This is a genomic window from Lentzea flava (assembly GCF_014648475.1).
GTDB classification, from domain to species: Bacteria; Actinomycetota; Actinomycetes; order Mycobacteriales; family Pseudonocardiaceae; genus Lentzea; species Lentzea flava.
In genome coordinates, this window is record NZ_BMRE01000010.1 from 39,902 (window position 1) to 60,137 (window position 20,236).

Here is a 20,236-nt window from a genome sequence, read left to right on the forward strand (position 1 = left end):
GATGCGCCGATGACCGTGCGGGGCAATCTGCCTGCCCAGACCACGACGTTCATCGGCCGACGGGCGGTGCTCGCCGAAACCGGGGCACTGCTCGGCCGGGCCCGGCTGGTCACGCTGGCGGGCACCGGCGGTGTCGGCAAGACGCGTGTTGCCCTGGAGATCGGCCGTGCCGTGGCACGGGCCGAGGTGTTCCAGCACGGGGTCTGGGTCGTGCCGCTCGGGGATCTCGAGGAGCCCGCGTTGCTGGCGCGCGCGGTCGCCGCCGAGCTGCGGATCGTCGACAACTCGCCGGACGCGGGTCTCGGGCGGCTCGTGGAGTCGTTGTACGACAAGCACTTGATGCTCGTCCTCGACAACTGCGAGCACCTGCTGGAGCCGGTGCGGCATCTCGTGCACCACCTGTTGCGGGACTGCGAGGGACTCACAATCCTCACGACCTCGCGCGAGCCGCTCGGCGTCTACGGCGAACACGTGCTGCGGGTGCCGCCGATGGACGACGACGCCGTCGAGTTGTTCCTGGAACGGGCGGCGGCCGACGGCTCGCCCGTCCCAGCACTGGACGGACTGCCGCTCTCGATCGAACTGGCGGCCGCGTGGCCTGCCGAGGTCCGCGAGCAGCTCACGGGCGACGCGACCCTGGAGCAGGTGCTCGAATGGTCGGCGCGCCACTGCACGGACGAGGAACGGCAGCTGTGGGCGGCGCTGTCGGTGTTCCCGGCGGACTTCGACGAAGCCGCGGCCGAGGCGGTGGCCGGCGGGAAGGTGCTGGAACCGTTGTCAGCACTGGTCCGCAAGTCGATCGTGGTGGCGACGACCAGTCCGGCGACCCAGCGCACGCGCTACCGGTTGCTCACCACGGTGGCGCGGTTCGGCGCGCGTCAGCTCACGGACGCCGACGAGCTGTTGCGACGGCACGCGTTGCACTACAGCGCGTTCGTGGACGAGGCGACACGGTCGTGGTTCTCGCCTGACGAGGCGCTGTGGATGGCACGGCTGCGGGAGGAGTGGCCGAACGTCCGCGCCGCGATCTGGCACGCGCTCAAGACCCCGGACCTGGCCGAAGCCGGCGCTGTCATGGCGATGAACGTGCAGCGCACCCGTTTCACGACGTTCACCGGCATGCTCGGCCAGGCACGCGACCTGCTCGCGGCGGCACGTGAGGTGATCACCACACCGCCGCTGCGCACCTCGTTGCTGGCGCATTCCGCGTACCTCGCGCAGGTGCAGGGCGACATGGCGGCGGCACTTCCGTTGATGAACGAGGCCCGCGCGTTGCCCCGACGGCCGGTGACCGACATACACCTGGTGATCGTCGAGGCCACGCATCTCTTCTTCGTGGAGGGCTCACCGGACTGTGTGCCGTTGTACGCGCACGTCGTCGAGTTGTGCCGTCAATACGCATCACCGGGCGATGCGTACATCACCGAGCTGATGCACGCGATGGCGTCGTGCTTCCTGCTGGACGCCGAGGCCGCGGAGAAGGCCACGACCGGTCTGCTCAGGCTGGCGGAGAGCGACTGGTCGCAGGCCTGGGGACGGTGGCACCAGCCCCTCTACGAGCTGCTGCACGGCGACCCTGCCCAGGTGCATCCGCTGGCGGTGGAGTCGTTGCGGATCCAGCTGACGCTCGGCGACACCTGGGGTCCCGCGTTCAACCTGTGGCTGCTCGCCTGCGCGTGCGCCGAACTGGGGGCGTACGACCGTGCGGCACGGCTGCTCGGTGCGCTGCGCACGCAGGAACGGATCTCGCGGATCTCGTTCGCGAACATGAGCCCGTTCCACAAGCTGCTCGAACGCACCGATCGCGCCGTCCGCCGCGCGCTCGGCGACGACTACCCGGTGATCACGACACTGGGCGCCGACCTGCGGTACGAGCAGGCGATGGCGTTCGCGCTCGAACCGGTGCCGGACTCCGAGCGACGCCCGGCCAAGCCCGCGTTGCCCGGCGGGCTGACCAGGCAGGAGTTCACGATCGCCGGCCTGGTCGCGGAGGGTCTCACGTCGAAGCAGATCGGCGCGCGCCTGTTCATCTCACCGCGCACGGCGGACCGGCACGTGGTCAACATCCGCGTGAAGCTGGGGCTGCCGAACCGGATGTCGCTCGCCGCCTGGCACCGCTCGGCCACCGGCACCTGACCGGTCAGCGGGCGTCCGCGGCCGTCTTCACGCCGAACGCGATGAGGGCGGAGGCGGAGAGGCGGTCGAGCAGATTTCGCTGGCGCAGCAGGAAAGCGCGGGCGCGACCGGCGGCGGTGATGAGGATCGGGAACCACAACAGGCCGATGCCCAGGTGGATCGCCACCAGGACCCCGCCCCACGCCGGCTGCCCGACCGGGAGGAACTGCGGCAGCAACGAGATGTAGAAGACGCCCGGCTTGGGGTTGAGCAGGTTCGTGAGAAGCCCGACCCGGACGGCCGCGCGCACGGACGGCACCGGGGCGGGTTCGTCGAGCTCGGCCGGGCGGCGGGAGTTCCACAACGCCTTCACGCCCAGGTAGATCAGGTAGGCGGCACCGAGCCAGCGGACGATGTTGTAGGCCAGTTCGGAGGCCTGCAGGAGCGCGGTCAGGCCGACCAGGCCCGCGGTTGCCCACACCAGGCAGCCCAGCGTGCTGCCGACCACGACGCCCATGGCGGCACGGCGGCCCACCAGCAGGGCCGTCCGCAGCACCAGCAGCGTTTCCAGGCCCGGGGTGACGACGGTGAGCAGCGCGACGAACGTGAAGCTCAGGAGCGCGGTGGTCGACATGACGTCATGAGAACACGCCGAAGCCGCGTCGCCGGAAGAATTAACGCGGCGGACACGATCACACCGGCTTGGTGTAGCGGTGGGCAGGCACCGGGATGGGACCGTCCGGATGGGGTGCCTGGTGGTCGAACAGGCCCTCGTCGGTCCAGCCCTGGCGTTCGTAGAACCGCCGGGCGCGCGTGTTCCCCGCCACCACCGCCAGCCACGCGACGGCGTGCCCACCAGCGGCGACGTCCTGTTCGGCGGCCCGCAGAAGCGCGGACGCGACACCGGATCCGCGGTGGGAGGCGGAGACGTAGACCTGCTCGACCTCGTCTCCGACGACCATCACGAACCCGGCCACCTCACCGTTCACGGTCGCGACGGTGGTGTGCCGGACGTGCTCCAACGCCCGTGGCTCGAACGACTCCTCCGGCCGCGCGTCGACGAGCTGCTGCGGCACGTTGCCGAGGTGCGCGTCGCACCAGCCGGAATACCAGATCCCGGCGATCGCCGGAGCGTCCGCCGGGGTCGCGCGCCGCAGCTCCACCATCACCGGTACCAGGCCCTGACGCCCATCCGGCCGGTGCTGCCGAGGTCGATGTGGATGTCCCTCTGCGGGGAAACCGGCAGCAACGACTGCACCGCACCGCCCGGCGCGGCCGCGATGTCGACGTGGCTGCCCACCTGCGGCGGCTCGTCCGACGTGTAGGTGTTGCGCCACATGAACGCGCTCTTCGCGCTCTCCCCCGGCTGCACCACGATCGGCTGCGGCGCGTCGTCGAACCCGCCGACGACGGCGATGCCGCCCGAGCCGTTGATGATCTCGACGGCCAGCGGCTGCCAGTGCTCGTCGAGCAGCTTGACCTGCGGGTAGCCGTTCAGCTCGACCGGTTGCGTGCCGCAGTTGACCACCTCGACGGACATCACGCGCAGGCCCATCGCCGCGTCGGTGTAGCCCGAAATGAACCGCAGCCCCGTGGCACACGACGGCTCGCCCGACGTCGGCGTGGCCAGCGAGACCGGCTGTGCTCCGGCCGGTTCCGGCAACGGCCGCACGTCAGGACGCGCGCCGCACCCGGCCAGACCGGCGAGCGCGGCCAGCACCACGAGAATCCTGCCCCCAGTTCTCATGCGATCGATCATGCCACAGGCGCGGATTCCCGCCTCTGGGAATGAACGAGATGTCCGGTCCGGCGGCAGGCACAACCTCGACCAAACTTGAGACTGGCGAGCCGATCACGAGCGGGAAAGCCAAGTACGGCGAACGCGTTGTGTCACGCGCACCGGTGCGGCCGATGCCGTGCGCAGGCCAAGTTGATTCACGCACAACGCCCCCTTGCCGGCCGAGGCTGACAAGGGGGCGCTCCCTGCGACGGGTTGAGCCGTGCAGACAACCCGAAGAACGGAACGGATCAGACGCGTTCCCACAGCGCCGGGACGTTCGGCGGTTCCCAGCCGGTCAGCGAGGTGTGCGCCTGACGGCAGCGGTAGGTCGCTCCGCCGTACGTCACCTGCGCGCCCGTGGCGTAGTAGGTGTTGGGCGCCCAGGCACTGCCACCTGGGTTGGACGTAGTAGTTGTGGTTGTAGTGGTTGTGGTCGAAGTAGTCGTCGTCGGCGGAGTGCCACCACCACGTGGGAGGTCTCCGGCGATGACGTAACTGGTGCCGCCGAAGGTGAACGTGAAGTTCGATGGCGAGGCGATCGGCATGTAGTAGTTCAGCCGGAGATCGACCGACGCGTTCGGCGCGATGGTCTGCCAGCTCGGCAACGTCACGACGACGTGCTGGAAGTCGCCGCGCAGGCCACCGGCGTTGGAGCCGCTGTGGCCTCTCGTCGCGACGGAGAGCCCGAAGCCGGACTGGTCGGTCATGCTGCCCGGCGCGCTGGTGCCGTAGTCGAACTCGATGCGCGTGCCACCGGGGATCGTCGTGGTGGAGCCGTTGGTGATGCGCATCGTCGGGTTGATCGGGTAGTTGTTGTCGCCCAACGCGAACCCGCTCACGCTCACGCTGACGTTCAGAACGGTGGACGGCATCGTGCGACCAGCCTTCGACGCGCCGTAAGGTGCCGCGCCTCGCAAACCGTCATTGATCTTCGACAGCAGCGTGTCGCCGATGTAATACTGGCTCTTGGCGCTGTCGTAGGCGTAGTCACCCGCCAGCTCCCAGATCATGATGCCGCCGATGCCCTTGCTCGCCACGTAGCTCGCCTTGGCCGCGATCGACACATCGTCCTCAGTGGACAGGAACACGCCCTTGGAGCTGTTCCACAGCCACGGTGTCACCATCGTGCTGTTGTAGTTGCGGGTGTAGGTTCCGGTGAGCCGGTCGTCCGGGTCGTTGACCGGGTCGAGGCCGTACTTGGTGAGGTAGTCCGGTGTGATGCCGTTCTGCAGGTTCATGGCGTGCCACATGGGGTTCACGCCCGACGGCACCTCCATGCCGTTCAGCTCGTCGTGCCACAGGTTGTCGATCCCGATCGCACCGTTTCCACAAGGGACGGTCGAGCCGACGGACGAGCCGGTGCCGGGCGGGCACTTCGCCTGGTCCGGCAGGGCCGCGCGGCCCCACAACCCGTTCGTGCCACCGGTGACGCCTCGCCAGCCGCGGGTGTAGAAGCCGACGCCGATGTTGATGCGGCCGGGCGGCATCGCGCCGCGGAAGTAGTGGTAGGCCCAGTCGGTGTTGAGGTAGCCCTGCCCGTCGTACTGCGGTGTCGTGTACACCTGCCAGTGCGCCAGCTCGGCGTCCTGGCCGTTGTCGTACAACGCGGCGTTCGGGCCCACGAAGTGGTTCCACGCGCCGTGCAGGTCGTAGCTCATGATGTTCACGTAGTCGAGGTATCGCGTGACGCCGTAGACCTCCTGGCCGCGCAACAACCATCCGGACGCCGGAACCGCTGCCGTGAGCAGGTAGTGCCTGCCGTCGGCGGCACCGGCCCGGTCGAGCTTGTCGCGCAACGTCCGCATCAGGTTCTCGTAGCCGGTCCACAACGTGCCGCGGTTGGCGTTGGAGATCCAGAAGTCGTCGGGGTTTCCGGCGTAGTTGTTCGAGGTCGCGTACTCGTAGTCGATGTCCGCGCCGTTGAACCCGTACTGCCGCAGGAAGGCCACGACCGAGTCGGCGAACGTGTCGATCGACGCCTGCGACTGGGCGAGCTTGTAGAACCCACCAGTGGCGGTGCGCGACCCGTCCGGGTTGAGGATCCCGCCCGACTCGGCCCAGCCACCGATCGAGATCAGCGTCTTCACGGCCGGGTTCTGCTTCTTGTACTTGGTCAGCAGGTTGAAGTGTCCCTTGTAGGACAACGACGGATCCATCTCCGCACCCGGCACCCCCGGCCACTCCATGCCGGTCGACGCGTTGTTCGCGCCCGCGGGCCCGACGGAGATCCGATTGTCCGTACCGATGTGCGCGAACGCGTAGTTGAGGTGCGTGACCTTGCTCCACGGGATGTTGCTCGCGAGGTACGCGGGCGCGCCGTTCTTCCCCGTGCGCCAGCTGGTGAAGTACCCGATCACCCGGCGGGAGTGACCGGCCCCCAGCAGTTCACGGCCGGCGGTGTCGTAGGCGGTGCAGTACGGGGTGTCGACGCCGGGCGTGCGGTAGAGGCCGTCCGGGCGGCAGTCCTCGTGCCCGGCGGCCTGCGACGGTGCCGGATCGACGAGCGCGACGAGGCCCGCGATGGTCACGAGGGCCGCCAGCAGGGGGAGGATCTTTCCGGAGAATCTGCGCATGCCGAACCTCCTGCAGGGAGGCGGCCTGTGGCATCAAGCATGGAACCGGGACACGTCCCGGTCAATACGAGGTATAGACCAATCAAGCTTATAGTTGACATCGACTAGTCAGAGTCGGATAGTTGACTTCAACCAAGGAGGTCGAGTTGCGCCGCAAGGTGTCGAACCCGCTGGCCCTGGCCGTGCTGGCCCACCTCGTGCTGGGTCCGCAGCACCCGTACGAACTGGGCAAACAGCTCAAGGAGACGGGCAAGGACCGCAACATCAAGTTCAACCGCGGCTCGCTCTACATGGTCGTCGAGCAGCTGCGGAAGGCCGGATTCGTCGCCGAGCAGGAGACCGTCAAGGACACCCAGCGGCCCGAACGCACGATCTACGCGCTGACCGACGAAGGCCGTGCCGAGCTGTACGACTGGATGCGCGAGCTCGTCCGCGACCCGGTGCACGAGTACCCGCAGTTCGGCGTGGCGCTGTCGTTGATCTCGGTGCTGGATCCGGCGGAGGCCGTGGAGTTGCTCCGCGCCCGCTCCGCAGCACTCGCGAAGGACATCGAGAACACGCGCGCGATGGTCGGTCAGGCGACCGGCGACGGGGTCGAGTGGATCTTCCTCGTCGAGGAGGAGTACCGGATCTCGTTGCTGGAGGCCGAACTCCGGCTGGTCGAGAAGCTCACGGGGGAACTGGCGAAAACCGAGTACCAGGACAAGTGGCACGAGATCTTCGGGAGGGAACGATGAAGGCGTTGGTCATCGGGGGCGGGATCGCGGGACCTGCGACGGCACTCGCTCTGCGCAAGGCGGGCATCGACTCGGTCGTGTTCGAGGCGTACGACGGCACCGCGGACGACGTCGGCGGGGTCCTCAGCGTGGCGCCCAACGGCCTGGCGGCGTTGCGGATCGTCGGGTTGGACTCCGATTTCGGCGAGCCGGTTCGCCGCATGGTCATGGCGGACAACAGAGGCCGTGTGCTCGGCAGCGTCGAGGGTGAGCCAAGCCGGGTGGTGTGGCGGGCCGATCTGTACCGCCGCCTGCGTGATCTCGCGACGGCACAACAGATCAAGGTCGAGCACGGCAAGCGCCTGGTGGACGTGCAGACCCGCGAGGACGGTGTCGTCGCGACGTTTTCCGACGGCAGCACCGAATCGGGCGATCTGCTGGTGGGTGCCGACGGCATCCGCTCGACGGTCCGCACGATCATCGACCCGGCCGCGCCCGGCCCCGAGTACGTCGGCCTGCTGGGATTCGGTTCGCACGCCGTGAACAGCGGCGTGCGGTGCGATCCGGAGACGATGTACTTCGTCTTCGGCAGCTCGTTCCTCGGCTACTGGGCCCAGCCGGACGGCACCATCGCCTGGTTCAACAACCTCGCCGTCGCGGAACCGATGACGGCTGCCGAGATCGCCGCCGTCCCGAGCAGCACCTGGATGGCACGGCTGCGCGAGGCCTACGGGGACGACATGCCGGCGAAACAACTGCTGGCGCACAGCGAAACGGTGATCGGCGGCCTGCCGCTGGAGATCATGCCGAGCGTCCCGCGCTGGCACCGCGACCGCATGGTGCTCGTCGGCGACTCGGCCCACGCGCCCAGCGCCAGCTCCGGCCAGGGCGCCTCACTCGCGGCTGAGTCCGCCGTGCAACTGGCCAGGTGCCTGCGCGACATCCGGGACGTCCCAACGGCTTTCGCCACCTACGAGCGCCTGCGCCGCCCACGGGTGGAAGCGATCGCGGCCCGCGCGGCCCGCACCAACAGCAACAAGCGCGGCATCGGCCCAATCACCCGGCTGCTGATGCCGTTGGTGATGAAGACGGTGGGGCAGCGGGCGTTCACGAGGGACCAGAACTACCGCATCGACTGGGACGCTCAGGTCAGCCGGTAGCCGTGCGCGGGCCGGTTCGCCATGCCGTACCTCGGTTGGACCTCGGCCTTGCCGATCGTCACGAGGTGCTCCAGGTAACGGCGCGCACTCACGCGCGACAACCCGGCCCGTTCGCCGACCTCCTGCGCCGAGAGGTCGTTCTCGCTGTCCCGCAACGCATCCGTGACGAGGCGCAGCGTCACCGCCGACAGCCCCTTGGGCATCGACGGCGTGCGCGGGCGGTTGTGCAGCAGCTGGTCGACCTCGTCCTGGTCCAGCACCTGCCCGAGCCGCTGCACCTCGATGCGCTGGGCGAGGTACTCCCGCATCCGGTCGAGGAAGGCCGTGCGGGTGAACGGTTTCACGAGGTAGTTGTCCACTCCCCTGGACATGGCCTGCCGCACGGTTTCCCGTTCCCGCGCGGCCGTGACCGCGATGACGTCGACCGGCGGGCCGCTGCGAGCGCGCAACCGGGCGAGCACCTCCAGTCCCGACATGTCCGGGAGGTGGATGTCGAGCAGCACGAGATCGGGCCGCAACGCCTCCACCGCCCGCAACGCCTCGCCGCCGCGGTGCGCCTCCCCGACGACCTCGAACTCGGGCAGGGCCTCCAGGAAGCCGCGGTGGATCGCCGCCACGGCGAAGTCGTCGTCGACGACCAGGGTCCGCACGCTCATCGGTTCCCCGTTTCCGGCAGCCACACGTCGAACGACGCGCCGCCGAGCTCCGAGTCGGTGATCGCCACCCGGCCGCTGCGCCGGGTGACCACCCTCGACACCAATGCGAGTCCTATCCCCCGGTCGGCGTCCTTGGAACTGACGCCCAGGTCGAAGATCCGGCCGCGTTGCGACTCCGCCACTCCCGGCCCGTCGTCGTCCACGACCATCCGCACGCCTCGATCGGACGAGCGGACCAGCACGCGCACGATGCCACCGGTCTCCACGGCGTCCACCGCGTTGTCCACGAGGTTGCCCAGCACGGTCAGCGCGTCGTCGCCCGCGCGGATGTCGACCGCGCTCTCCGGATCCAGCCGCAGCTCCACACCGCGCTCGTGCGCGGTCGAGGACTTCGCGAGCAGCAAGGCCGCCAGCGCCGGGTCCGCGTTCGCGCCGTCGATGATGTCCGCGGTGATCGAACCCGCTCCGCCGACGCGTTCGATGTAGGCGACGGCGTCGGCCGGCCGGTCCAGCTCCAGCAACCCGCCGATGACGTGCAGGTGGTTCGAGAACTCGTGGGCCTGCGCGCGCAACACCTCGGTGACGGTGCGCTGGCCGTCCAGCTCGCGCAACGCGTCGTGCAGTTCGGTGCGGTCGCGCAACGTCAGCACGACACCGACGGCACGGCCGTGTGTCTTCGCCGTCATCCTGTTCGCGACCAGGACCCGTTCTCCCGCAAGGACGAGCCGGTCCGCCACGTCGTCGTCGCCGCGCGCCAGGCCCAGCAGTCCGTCGTCGAGAACCTCCGCCGCCGGCTGTCCGCTCGGATCGCCGGTCAACCCCAGCAGGCGCATCGCCTCGTCGTTGACCAGCGCCAGCTTCTCCTGATCGTCAACGGCGACCACGCCTTCGCGGATGCCGTGCAGCATGGCGTCCCTGGTTTCCAGCAGCTGCGCGATCTCGGCGGGTTCGAGCCGGAACGTGCGGCGCCGGACCAGTTGCGTGATCAGGGCCGCCCCGAGCACCCCGACCAGCGCGGCGGCGGCCAGCCAGCCGATCAGCTCCGGCAGGTCCTCCGCCAGGTCGTCGGACAGCTGGCTCTCCAGGATGCCCACCGAGGCCATGCCGATGATCCGCCCGTCGGCCGCCCGCACCGGCACCTTCGCCCGCAACGACGTGCCGAGCGTGCCGGTCTCGGTGCCGACGAACACCTCGCCGGACAGCGCGGCGGTCGGGTCGGTCGAGACGCGCTCGCCGATGCGGCTGGGATCGGGGTGCGCGTACCGGACGCCGTTGCGGTCGGTGACGACGACGTACGTCACCTGTGACGCCTTGCGGATGAGTTCCGCCAACGGCTGGATGATCGCGGCCGGGTCCGGCGAGTCGAAGGCCTGCACGACCGTGGGCAGCTGGGCCACGCTCTCCGCGACCGACAGCATCCGGTCCTTGTACGCCTCGCGGATCCGATCGCTCTGCAACTTGGCCGCGAGCAGCCCGGCGGCACAGGTCGTCATCAGCACGATGACCACCTGCAACACCAGCAGCGACACGCCCAGCGAGACGGACCGGCGAAACATGGAGTGCATTCTTGCTCAATCCCTGTGAAACAGGTCACGAACAAAACGACCAATACGTCTTTTACGACCGATGCTCGGCTTCTCACCGCGCCGCTACCTACCGTTCCCGCCCAACACCGGCAACGAAGCTGAGGAGTGGGCTCGATGAGTGCAGGCTGGAGACGTGCGGCAGCGGTCGCCGCGGTCGGACTGGTGCTCGCGGGATGCGGTCAGGCGGCGAAGAGCTCCGGCGGTGGTGACACCATCGGCAAGCTGGAGATCATGGCTCCTGCCGACCCCGGCGGCGGCTGGGACCAGACCGCGCGCGCCATGCAGGCGGCGGTGTCCGGAGCGAAGCTGGCCGGATCCGTCCAGGTCAGCAACGTCGGCGGCGCGGGAGGCACGGTCGGCCTGCAGAAGCTGTCCAACGAGAAGTCCGACTCGTACCTGATGATCACCGGCCTGGTCATGGTCGGCGCGGTCGAGACGAACTCCTCGAAGGCACGGCTGGAGGAGACGACGCCCATCGCCCGGCTGACCGCCGAGGACGAGGTGCTCGTCGTGCCGGCGGACTCGCCGTACAAGACGACGGAAGAACTCCTGGCCGCCGTGCAGGAGAAGGGCAAGGGCGTGTCGATCACCGGCGGCTCGGCCGGCGGCACCGACCACATCCTCGCCGGGATGTTGCTGAAGGCGAAGGACATCGACCCGGCCAAGCTGAACTACGTGCCGTACTCGGGCGGTGGCGAGTCGCTGGCCGCGTTGCTGGGCAAGAAGGTCGACGCAGGCATCTCCGGCATCGGCGAGTACCGCGAGCAGATCAAGGCGGGCAAGCTGCGCGCGCTCGGCACGTCCGGGCCCAACCAGGACCAGACGCTGAAGGTGCCGACCTTCAAGGAGCAGAACCTCGGTGTCGAGCTCACGAACTGGCGCGGGGTCGTGGCACCGGGCGGGATCTCGCCGGAGGCCAAGAACCGGCTCACCAAGCTCGTGACCGACATGCACGCGAGCGAGCAGTGGAAGGCCGAGCTCACGAAGAAGGGCTGGACCGACACGTTCCTGACCGGCAGCGAGTTCTCCACGTTCCTCAACAAGGAGATCGGCCGCATCCGTCCCGCGCTGCAGAACATCGGGCTCGTGAAGTGATCTCGGGAAAAACCTCCGAGAAGGTCGAAGAGTACGCGTTCGGCGGTCTGGTCGCGGCGATCGGGATCTTCACCCTCGTCGACGCGACCACGATCGCCGCGCGTGCGGACAACGCGGTCGGGCCGCGTGCTTTTCCTTACGCCGTAGGGGCTCTGCTCGTCGTGACGGGGGTGGCGGCGATCGTCGCCACCGCCCGCGGCAGGCTCGGCCAGGCGGAGGAGGGCGAGGACGTCGACTCCGGCGTCCGCACCGACTGGGTCACCGTGGGCAAGCTGGTGGCCGTGCTGGTGGCACACCTGGTGCTGATCGGCCTGGTCGGCTGGCCGGTCGCGGCGGCCGTGCTGTTCTTCGGGGCGGCGTGGACGCTCGGCGCGGTGTGGTGGCGTGCGCTGCCGATCGCGGTGGTGCTGGCGCTGGTCGTGCAGGTGGTGTTCGCGTGGGGTCTGGGCCTGTCGCTGCCCGCCGGGATCTTCGAAGGGGTGCCGTTCCTCGATGGATAGCATCACCGCTCTGCTGGAGGGTTTCGCCACCGCCGCGCAGCCCGCCTACCTGCTGTACGCGCTGCTGGGCGTCACGCTCGGCACGGCCGTCGGCGTGCTGCCGGGCATCGGACCGGCGATGACGGTGGCGTTGCTGCTGCCGTTGACGTACTCGCTCGATCCCACGGCGGCGCTGATCATCTTCGCGGGCATCTACTACGGCGGCATGTACGGCGGGTCGACGACGTCGATCCTGCTGAACACGCCGGGTGAGTCGGCGTCGATCGTGACAGCCTTGGAAGGCAACAAGATGGCGCGCGCCGGACGAGGCGCGGCGGCACTCGCGACGGCGGCGATCGGGTCGTTCGTGGCGGGCACGATCGCCACCGTGTTGCTGACGCTGCTGGCGCCGGCGATCGCCGACATCGCCGTGACCCTGGGTCCTGCCGACTACGTGGCGCTGATGGTGGTCGCGTTCACGACCGTCGCGGCACTGCTCGGGTCGTCGCCCGTGCGCGGCTTGGCCTCGTTGGGCCTCGGGCTCTTCATCGGCCTGATCGGCACGGACACCCTGTCGGGACAGCAGCGGTTCACGCTCGGGGTCTCCACGCTGGCCGACGGCATCGACGTGGTCGTGGTGGCGGTCGGTGTGTTCGCGGTCGGCGAGGCGCTGTACGTGGCGTCACGGCTGCGGCACGGGCCGATCGAGGTGATCCCCGTCGGTGGCAGGTGGATGACCCGCTCGTTCTGGGCGCGCTCTTGGAAACCGTGGCTGCGCGGCACGTTCATCGGGTTCCCGATCGGCACCGTGCCGGCCGGTGGCGCGGACGTGTCGACGTTCCTGTCCTACGCGGCCGAGAAGAAGCTGTCGAAGCGGCCGGAGGAGTTCGGGCACGGGGCCATCGAGGGCGTGGCGGGTCCTGAGGCGGCCAACAACGCTGCCGCGGCAGGCGTTCTGGTGCCGTTGCTGACGCTGGGCCTGCCGACGTCGGCGACCGCCGCGGTGATCGTGGCGGCGTTCCAGAGCTACGGCATCCAGCCGGGACCGTTGCTGTTCACCAACAACTCGGCGATGGTGTGGGCGCTGATCGCGTCGCTCTACATCGGCAACGTGATGCTGCTCGTGCTGAACCTGCCGCTGGTGAAGATGTGGGTGAAGGTGCTGCAGATTCCGCGGCCGTACCTGTACGCGGGCATCCTGCTGTTCGCGGCGCTGGGCACCTACGCCGTGAACTTCGTCGTGGACGACCTGATCGTGTTGCTGGTGATCGGTGTGGCCGGGTTCTTCATGCGGCGGCACGGTTATCCGGTCGCGCCGCTCGTGGTCGGGCTGATTCTCGGGCCGATGGCGGAGGAACAGGTCCGGCGCACGCTGCAGATCAGCGAAGGCTCGCTCAGCGCGTTGGTGACGAGCCCGTTCGCGGCGGTCGCCTACGGCGTGCTCGTCGTGTTGCTGGCGGTGGCGGTCGTGGTTCGGTTGCGCCAGAAGAAGGTCGAGTCATTGGTGTAGATCAGATCAAGTGAATTAATCTCTGGAACACCGTGGAAATGGTTACCAGGCACCGAGGCCTGCCCTAAGGTCTCGGCGGTGAAATTCGGAGTGCTCGGCCCGTTGACCGTGACCACCAGCGACGGTGTGCCCATCACGGTCGGCGGTGCCAGGCTACGCACCCTCCTCGCGGTTCTGCTCTTCCACGCCGGAAACCCGATCTCGGTCGGCCGCCTGGTCGACACGGTGTGGGACGGCGCACCGCCGAAATCGCATCTGTCCAATTTGCACACTTACATCTCCCGGCTGCGGGACCGGCTCGACGGCGTGCGAATCGACCATTTCGACGGCCAGTTCTGCCTGTACCTGCCCCCGGACGCGCTGGACCTGCTGCGGTTCCGCCGTGAAGCGGAGGCAGGCAGGCTGGCCGTCCGCGGCGGCGATCCGGCCGCGGCGGCCGAGCACTTCCGCGCCGCGCTGGCGCAGTGGCGGGACCGGCCGTTGCCCGACCTCAGCGTGCCGGGGCTGGAAGCGGAGATCACCGAGCTGGAGGCGACCAGGCTGAACCTCGTCGAGGAGTGCTTCGCCGCCGAGCTCGCGACCGGGCGTGGTGGTGAGCTGGTCGGCGAACTGCAGGCGGCGGTCGCCGAACATCCGACCAGGGAACGGTTGTGCGGCCAGCTGATGACCGCGCTGTGCGAGGCGGGCAGGCAGGCCGACGCGCTCGCGGTCTACCGGACGGCACGAGCCACCCTGGTCGACGCGCTCGGCGTCGAGCCGGGCCCCGAACTGCGGCAGCTGCACGAGAAGATCCTGCGCGGTGAGCCACCACGCCTCTCGGCGGCGCTGCGCACCGGGTTCCCGATCTGCCAGCTGCCGCCGGACGTCGCCGACTTCTCCGGCCGGGCACCGATGCTCGACGAACTCACGAACGTCTTGCGCGCCAGCACTTCCACCGTTCCCGTCGTCGTGCTGACCGGCAAGCCGGGCGTGGGGAAGACCGCTCTCGCCATGCGCGTCGCCCACCAGCTGCGCAGCGAGTTCCCCGACGGGCAGTTGTTCACCCGTCTCACCGGCGCCACGCGCGAACCCAAGCAGGCGCACGACACGCTCGCCGGGCTGCTGCGCGCGACCGGGGCGTCCGGGGCGTCGATCCCCGACGACCCGGAGGAACGCGCCGCGCTGTTCCGCGCCCGGCTGGCCGACCGCCGGGTGCTCGTCGTGCTCGACGACGCCGCGAGCCCGCACCAGGTGCGGCCGCTGCTGCCCGGCACGCCCGGCTGCGCGGTCCTGGTGAGCAGCCGGACCAGGCTGAGCGGCCTGGCCGGGGTGCAGCGGTTTGCGGTGCTGCCGTTCACCGACGACGAAGCGCGGCACTTCCTGGAACGGGTGGCCGGGCCCGCGCGCGTCGGCGCGGAACCGGTCGCGGCGAGCCGGGTGGCGGCGATGTGCGGCAACCTGCCCCTGGCGTTGCGGATCGCGGCCACCCGGCTCGCCACCAGGCCGCAGCTCAGCCTGCGGTACCTGGCCAGGCGGCTGGGCGACGAACGGCACCGGCTGGACGAGCTCGCGATCAGCGACCTGCAGGTCAGGGCGAGCCTGGCGGTAAGCTACGACGCGCTGACCCCGTTGGGGCGCAAGGCGTTCCGCCGGATGAGCCTGCTGGGCCCGCACAGCGTGCCCGGCTGGGTGGTCGCAGTCCTGCTGGACGCCGCGGACGCGGACGGCGTGCTCGAGGAGCTCGTGGAAGCCAGCCTGCTCGACCCGGCCGGCTCCGACGCGGCCGGGGAGCCCCGCTACCGCATGCACGACCTGCTGCGCGTGTTCGGCGCCGAGCGCGCCGAGACCGAGGACACCGAGTCCGACCGGCTGGGCGCCTGCCGCCGCGTGGTCGACGCCGCGCTGGCGTTCGCCGACGCGGCTGCCAGGCGGATGCCGCGGACGTTCACGCTGTCCAGGCTGAACGACGTCGTCGCCGCACCGGCGGTTGGGGTGCACGACCTGATCGACGACCCGGTCGCGTGGTTCACCGCCGAGCAGTCGAACCTGATCCACCTCGTGCGGATGGCCTGCGCCCGCGGCTGGCACCGCGAGGCCGCGCTGCTCGCCGAACGCCTCGACGTGAAGCTGTGGAGCAGGAGCGAGTGGGCGGAAATGCGCACGCTGCACGAAGTCCTGCGCGGCTCCGACGAGCGCACGGCTGCCAGGGCCGAGTTCGTGCTCACCCTGATCGACGCGCATCGCGGCCACCACGACCAGGTCGCCGTCCGGTTCGAGCGGTGCTGCAAGGAGTTCGAACGGCTGGGTGACCTGCACGCGCTGGCCTGCGCGTTGAGCAACTACGCCCACTTCCTCGCGCTGACGGGAGAAGCTGAACGGTCACTGCCCGACGCCGAGCGCGCGATCGAGCTGTTCCGCGCCGAGGGTGACGGTTTCGGCGAAGCCGCCGCCCGCCGGTCGGCCTCGATCACGCTGGGCAGGCTCGGCCGGCTGACCGAAGCGCTGGCACACAGTGAGCGGGCACTGGCGCTGGCACGCGAGCTGAACGAGGACCGGCAGATCGCGCTCGCACTGAGCGAGGTGGCCTGGGTCCGGCTGCTGACCGGTGAGCTCTCCGGCGCCCGCACCGCGGGAACGGACGCGGTGACGCTCTTCCGCGCCCTCGGCGAACGGTCCGCGCTGGCCAACACGTTGTACGACCTCGGGTTGGTCGAAGCCAGGCTCGGGCACCGCGACGGCGCCGTGCGGTGCTTCGAGGAGAGCGGGCAGCTCGCCAGCGACATCGACGAGCGGCCACTGGTGGCGGCGACCGCCCGCGGCCTCGCCGCCGCCCGGATCGGCACCCAGGAGGCGGTTTCCGCGTTGCGGGACAGCCTCGAGGTGTTCCGGGAGCTGGCCGTCGACTCGGAGCAGACCATCACGTTGCACCTCCTCGCCGACGCGCTCGACGCCACCGGTTCTTGCGGTGCCGGCGCACGCGCCGAGGCCGACCGGTTGGCTGACCGGCCGGACCTCGTCACGAGCGTCAAGCTGGGCGCACTGCTCGCACTGTCCACTGAGGACTGAGCGTCAGACTCCGGTGCAGACCACCGACGCGAACGGACCCTTGTCCGTCTTCGTCGACACGACCTGGCCGTCGACGGTGATCTTGCACGTCACCGTGCCACCGTCCTCGCCCGCGGTCACGGTGAGCATGCCGCCCTTGACCAGACCCTTGTTCTCGGTCTCCTTCGACCACGGCAGCGTCGCCGCGGTCTCTTCCTTGGGGTTGAGTGTCTCGCCGTAGGTCACGTCGACGTTCTTGGCGTCACCGGTCACCTCGTACTTCACCTTGGCGACCTTGTTGACCTCCTCGTTGACCTCGTTGACCGCGGAGCCGATCACGGCGACCCACACGACGCAGACGACGAGGCCCACGACTGAGGTGATGATGCCGATGATCGAAAGCCACTTGTTGGTGGCCTTGCCCTTCTTCACGCGGACGACACCGACGATGGAGAAGATCAGGCCGAGGACGACCAACGGCCAGGCGATCATCCCGACGAACGGGATCGGCGAAAACACCAGACCTGTCAAGCCGAGCACGAACCCGGTGATGCCCAAGCCGTTGCGGGGCTGCTGCTGCACGGCGTTGTGCGGCGGCACGGGCGGCTGGTAGGTCTGCTGGGACACGGGTGTTCCTTTCAACTGACAAATGCGAATGACCCGGAGGTCGTGGAACACCCTTCCGCCCGCCACCACACGCACCGTGCACATCTCGAACACAGTTCGTGTTCCGCCCACAGCAGAACGGCTGCCGCGGGCCACCCGGCTGCTGTCACCATGACGTCATGGCGGAGATCCTGGACTTCAACCGCGCTCCCGAGCCGTTGTGGCGCGAGGCTCTGGGCCGGAAGCTGCGCGAGGCCAGAGAGGAGCGCGGCGACCGCCTGGTCGACGTGGCCGAACGGGCCGGCATCTCGGTGCAGTACCTGTCCGAGATCGAGCGCGGCCGCAAGGAGCCGTCGAGCGAGATGATCGCCGCGGTCACCGGTGCGCTGGGCATCGACCTGGCCGATCTGCTGATCGGGATCGCCGGCCAGGTCCGCCACTTTCACACGTCGCGGCCGATCGGACGTCCGTCTGGTCCCGTGCTCATGGCCGTCGCCTAACGCTGTTCGAGCACCTGGTCCGCGAGGCCGTACTCGACGGTGCCCGCCGCGTCGAACACGCGGTCCCGGTCGGTGTCGTGGCGCAGTTCGGCCACGCTCCGGCCGGTGTGGCGGGACAGGATCTCCTCCAGCTGCGTGCGCACCCTGACCACCTCGTCCGCCGCGAGGATCAGATCGGGGATCGTGCCACGCCCCTGCGCCGCGGGCTGGTGCAGCACGACCCTGCTGTGCGGCAGCACGGCCCTGCGCCCCGGCGCACCCGCCGCCAGCAGCACCGCACCGGCCGCCACCGCCTGACCCACGCACGTCGTCGCGACCGGCGCCTTGATGTAGCGCATGGTGTCGTAGAGCGCGAGCATCGCCGACGGGTCGCCGCCCTCGCAGTTGATGTAGAGGTTGATCTCCAGGTCCGGGTTGTCGGACTCCAGGTGCAGCAGCTGCGCGATCAACGCGTTGGCGACACCCGAGTCGATCGCGGTGCCGAGGTAGACGATCCGCGAGCTCAGCAGGTGCGAGTAGACGTCCATGATCCGCTCGCCACGGGCGTCCCGCGTGATGACGTTGGGAATGGTGTAGGTGCTCATGCGACGGCTCCCGAGTGCAGTCCCAGCTTGTGCGTGCGGACGGGAACGACCTGCGCGAGGTCGCTCACGATGTGGTCGATGAAGCCGTACTCACGTGCCTGTTCGGTGGTGAACCACCTGTCGTGCAACGAATCCGTGAAGATCCGGTCGAACGGCTGCCCGGTGTCCTCCGCGATCAGCCCGAGCACGGTGTCCCTGGTGTAGCGCAGGTCGTCCGCCTGCACCTCGACCTCGACCGCCGAGCCGGCGATGCCCGCACTGCCCTGGTGCATCAGGATCCGCGCGTGCGGCAACGCGAACCGCTTTCCCTTGGTACCGGCGGAGAGCAGGAACTGCCCCGCGCTGCACGCGAGGCCGAGCGCCAGCGTCGCGACGTCGCACGGCACGAGCCGCATCACGTCCCGGATCGCCAGCATCGAGGGCACCGAACCACCCGGCGAGTTGATCCACAACGCGATGTCCTGCCGCGGGTCCTCGCTCGCCAGCGACAGCAGCTGCGTCGCCAGCACCGTTCCGTTGTCGTCGTCGAGCGGGCCGTCGAGAATCAGCACCCGCTGACCGAAGAACCGTTCCCGCAGCCCGGGGCTGAAGAGCTTCTCGTTGTTCGTCATGCCGTCGACGATGCCGTCGGGTGCCGACGGTTCGCCGCTTTCTCTGCTGTGGGCAGATCAGCTCTGAGCAGGCACGTACTCGTCCGCCGGGCGGCCGGGGATGTCCACGTCGACGGCGAACAGCGCGCCGTCGTGCAGAGTCGGGCGGCGCAGGCCGTATCTGGCGGTGGTGATGAACAACCGGGTCATGTCCTGGCCGCCGAGGCAGACGCTCGTCGGCTGCCGGGCGGGTGCACAATGCCGCGGGCACTGTCGGCCAGGTACATGTGCTTGCCGTCGTGGGAGAACGCCGGGCCGTTCGGGTCGGCCACCGCGTCGTTCACCCGCATGCCTCGCCCGCGAGGGACTGCAGGATCGGGCCGTCGAGGAGGTCGACCACGACCAGCCTGCCGTTGATCCAGCGCGCGCCTTCGCCGAGTTCGAGCTGCTCGAAGTTCCACTGCGTCAACGTCATCGGACGGTGCTCCCTGTCCCTCCCTCGTACGCGGTGAAGGTCAATCGCCACCGCACGGTTCCGTCGGCGGGCACGATCGCCGCGGGACGAGTGAGGTCGTCGCGGTCGAAGGTGCGGCCGAGCATCGGCTCCACGCCGACGCTGCGGTACGGCTCGCCCTCCGGCCAGCCGCGCAGGTTGCGCCACAACGCGATGGAGACGGGCTGGTCAGCACACTCGACTCGCACGTCGAGCCGGTGATCTCCGTCCACCACGCGGATCTGGCCGCGTTCCAGGACGGCACCCGTCGCCGTGCCGTCGTCCGGCCCGAGCGCGGACAGTCCCGCCGGCCACTCGCGCAGCACCGGTTCGGGATCGGTGACGAGCACCGGAGTGCCTTCGGGTGCGACGAGATGCGCGGCGGGGCTGACGTCGAGCAGTGCGTGCGCCGCCCAGACGAACCGGTAGCCGGGCTCGGCGGTCAGTTCGTAGTCCGCGACGACCGCGCCGTCCTCGGACTCGACGCGGCGGCGGAGCACGAACTCGGGACAGACGACACCGGTCTCGTCCCACGGCCTGCTCCACGCGTCGCCGTGATCAGGAGTGCCGCGAACGGTCGGCACGCACTCCTCCAGGCCGCCCGCGTCGACGAACGGGACGCCCAGGGTCACGCTCGCGCGAGCCCCGTCGGCGCGACGCCACAGCCACTCGCGGCGGTCCGTGCGGAGCGACGTCCAGCGCCCACCGAGGGCGTTGTCGACCTCGGCGTACAGCGTGACCTGCACGGATCGCCCCTGATCTGATCGAG

At 69.4% G+C, this 20,236-nt stretch carries 21 protein-coding genes; 8 read left to right on the top strand and 13 right to left on the bottom strand.

The genetic code is table 11. The annotated features are described in order from the left end of the window. Positions 1 to 9 precede the first annotated feature (9 nt). Positions 10 to 2,136: an ATP-binding protein gene (locus IEZ09_RS14585; protein ID WP_189254214.1), complete on the top strand. Its 2,127-nt coding sequence runs from the start codon at positions 10 to 12 to the stop codon at positions 2,134 to 2,136. Between the two features lie 4 nt (positions 2,137 to 2,140). On the opposite strand, the gene IEZ09_RS14590 is transcribed toward IEZ09_RS14585, so the two are convergent. From IEZ09_RS14590 to IEZ09_RS14605, 4 genes are all read right to left on the bottom strand, one after another. Continuing rightward, positions 2,141 to 2,749: a LysE family translocator gene (locus IEZ09_RS14590; protein ID WP_189254215.1), complete on the bottom strand. Its 609-nt coding sequence runs from the start codon at positions 2,747 to 2,749 to the stop codon at positions 2,141 to 2,143. Between the two features lie 58 nt (positions 2,750 to 2,807). Then, complete coding sequence (locus IEZ09_RS14595; RefSeq protein WP_189254216.1) at positions 2,808 to 3,281, bottom strand: GNAT family N-acetyltransferase; 474 nt, start codon at positions 3,279 to 3,281, stop codon at positions 2,808 to 2,810. Beyond that, entirely contained in the window at positions 3,281 to 3,862 is a 582-nt protein-coding gene (locus IEZ09_RS14600) for a DUF4232 domain-containing protein (protein WP_189254217.1), read from the bottom strand. Before IEZ09_RS14600 ends, IEZ09_RS14595 begins: the two co-directional genes overlap by 1 nt. A gap of 281 nt (positions 3,863 to 4,143) precedes the next feature. Next, complete coding sequence (locus IEZ09_RS14605; protein WP_189254218.1) at positions 4,144 to 6,468, bottom strand: chitinase C-terminal domain-containing protein; 2,325 nt, start codon at positions 6,466 to 6,468, stop codon at positions 4,144 to 4,146. A gap of 122 nt (positions 6,469 to 6,590) precedes the next feature. On the opposite strand from IEZ09_RS14605, the gene IEZ09_RS14610 reads away from it, so the two are divergent. Together IEZ09_RS14610 and IEZ09_RS14615 are read left to right on the top strand one after the other, a co-directional pair. Beyond that, positions 6,591 to 7,205 carry a PadR family transcriptional regulator gene (locus IEZ09_RS14610; RefSeq protein ID WP_189254219.1) on the top strand — a complete coding sequence of 205 codons (615 nt, stop codon included), beginning with the start codon at positions 6,591 to 6,593 and terminating at the stop codon, positions 7,203 to 7,205. Next, on the top strand, positions 7,202 to 8,344 hold the full coding sequence (locus tag IEZ09_RS14615) for an FAD-dependent oxidoreductase (RefSeq protein ID WP_189254220.1): 1,143 nt from the start codon (positions 7,202 to 7,204) through the stop codon (positions 8,342 to 8,344). Before IEZ09_RS14610 ends, IEZ09_RS14615 begins: the two co-directional genes overlap by 4 nt. Here the strand turns inward: IEZ09_RS14615 and IEZ09_RS14620 are convergent. Continuing rightward, entirely contained in the window at positions 8,329 to 9,000 is a 672-nt protein-coding gene (locus IEZ09_RS14620; protein WP_189254221.1) for a response regulator, read from the bottom strand. The genes IEZ09_RS14615 and IEZ09_RS14620 overlap by 16 nt on opposite strands. Continuing rightward, positions 8,997 to 10,556, bottom strand: coding sequence for an ATP-binding protein (locus IEZ09_RS14625; protein ID WP_229812560.1), 1,560 nt, complete (start codon positions 10,554 to 10,556; stop codon positions 8,997 to 8,999). The genes IEZ09_RS14620 and IEZ09_RS14625 overlap by 4 nt, the downstream gene beginning before the upstream one ends. A 144-nt stretch (positions 10,557 to 10,700) precedes the next feature. Between IEZ09_RS14625 and IEZ09_RS14630 the strand changes: the two genes are divergently transcribed. The 4 genes from IEZ09_RS14630 to IEZ09_RS14645 all read left to right on the top strand — a co-directional run bounded on the left by IEZ09_RS14630 (position 10,701) and on the right by IEZ09_RS14645 (position 16,715). Continuing rightward, positions 10,701 to 11,681: a Bug family tripartite tricarboxylate transporter substrate binding protein gene (locus IEZ09_RS14630; RefSeq protein WP_189254223.1), complete on the top strand. Its 981-nt coding sequence runs from the start codon at positions 10,701 to 10,703 to the stop codon at positions 11,679 to 11,681. Continuing rightward, positions 11,678 to 12,181, top strand: coding sequence for a tripartite tricarboxylate transporter TctB family protein (locus IEZ09_RS14635; protein WP_189254224.1), 504 nt, complete (start codon positions 11,678 to 11,680; stop codon positions 12,179 to 12,181). The genes IEZ09_RS14630 and IEZ09_RS14635 overlap by 4 nt, the downstream gene beginning before the upstream one ends. Next, the gene (locus IEZ09_RS14640) at positions 12,174 to 13,670 is read left to right on the top strand and encodes a tripartite tricarboxylate transporter permease (protein WP_189254225.1); all 1,497 of its coding nucleotides are present in this window, start codon (positions 12,174 to 12,176) and stop codon (positions 13,668 to 13,670) included. Before IEZ09_RS14635 ends, IEZ09_RS14640 begins: the two co-directional genes overlap by 8 nt. 78 nt (positions 13,671 to 13,748) lie before the next feature. Then, positions 13,749 to 16,715: an AfsR/SARP family transcriptional regulator gene (locus IEZ09_RS14645; protein ID WP_189254226.1), complete on the top strand. Its 2,967-nt coding sequence runs from the start codon at positions 13,749 to 13,751 to the stop codon at positions 16,713 to 16,715. Positions 16,716 to 16,718: 3 nt separating this feature from the next. On the opposite strand, the gene IEZ09_RS14650 is transcribed toward IEZ09_RS14645, so the two are convergent. Beyond that, on the bottom strand, positions 16,719 to 17,321 hold the full coding sequence (locus tag IEZ09_RS14650) for an MmpS family transport accessory protein (protein ID WP_229812561.1): 603 nt from the start codon (positions 17,319 to 17,321) through the stop codon (positions 16,719 to 16,721). A 158-nt stretch (positions 17,322 to 17,479) separates the two neighbouring features. On the opposite strand from IEZ09_RS14650, the gene IEZ09_RS14655 reads away from it, so the two are divergent. Next, positions 17,480 to 17,800 carry a helix-turn-helix domain-containing protein gene (locus IEZ09_RS14655; protein ID WP_189254228.1) on the top strand — a complete coding sequence of 107 codons (321 nt, stop codon included), beginning with the start codon at positions 17,480 to 17,482 and terminating at the stop codon, positions 17,798 to 17,800. Here IEZ09_RS14655 and IEZ09_RS14660 read toward each other — a convergent pair. From IEZ09_RS14660 to IEZ09_RS14675, 6 genes are read right to left on the bottom strand one after another with little or no spacing between them, the layout of a single operon-like run. After that, positions 17,797 to 18,384: a ClpP family protease gene (locus IEZ09_RS14660; protein WP_189254229.1), complete on the bottom strand. Its 588-nt coding sequence runs from the start codon at positions 18,382 to 18,384 to the stop codon at positions 17,797 to 17,799. The two genes, IEZ09_RS14655 and IEZ09_RS14660, sit on opposite strands and share 4 nt — an antisense overlap. Next, entirely contained in the window at positions 18,381 to 18,995 is a 615-nt protein-coding gene (locus IEZ09_RS14665) for a ClpP family protease (RefSeq protein WP_189254230.1), read from the bottom strand. Before IEZ09_RS14665 ends, IEZ09_RS14660 begins: the two co-directional genes overlap by 4 nt. 57 nt (positions 18,996 to 19,052) lie before the next feature. Beyond that, on the bottom strand, positions 19,053 to 19,184 hold the full coding sequence (locus IEZ09_RS47440) for a hypothetical protein (RefSeq protein WP_268247624.1): 132 nt from the start codon (positions 19,182 to 19,184) through the stop codon (positions 19,053 to 19,055). Further along, positions 19,181 to 19,318, bottom strand: coding sequence for a hypothetical protein (locus IEZ09_RS14670; protein ID WP_189254231.1), 138 nt, complete (start codon positions 19,316 to 19,318; stop codon positions 19,181 to 19,183). The genes IEZ09_RS47440 and IEZ09_RS14670 overlap by 4 nt, the downstream gene beginning before the upstream one ends. Continuing rightward, positions 19,315 to 19,449, bottom strand: a complete 135-nt coding sequence (locus IEZ09_RS47445; protein ID WP_268247625.1) for a hypothetical protein — start codon at positions 19,447 to 19,449, stop codon at positions 19,315 to 19,317. The genes IEZ09_RS14670 and IEZ09_RS47445 overlap by 4 nt, the downstream gene beginning before the upstream one ends. Then, the gene (locus IEZ09_RS14675; RefSeq protein WP_229812562.1) at positions 19,446 to 20,213 is read right to left on the bottom strand and encodes a hypothetical protein; all 768 of its coding nucleotides are present in this window, start codon (positions 20,211 to 20,213) and stop codon (positions 19,446 to 19,448) included. Before IEZ09_RS14675 ends, IEZ09_RS47445 begins: the two co-directional genes overlap by 4 nt. Positions 20,214 to 20,236 lie beyond the last annotated feature (23 nt).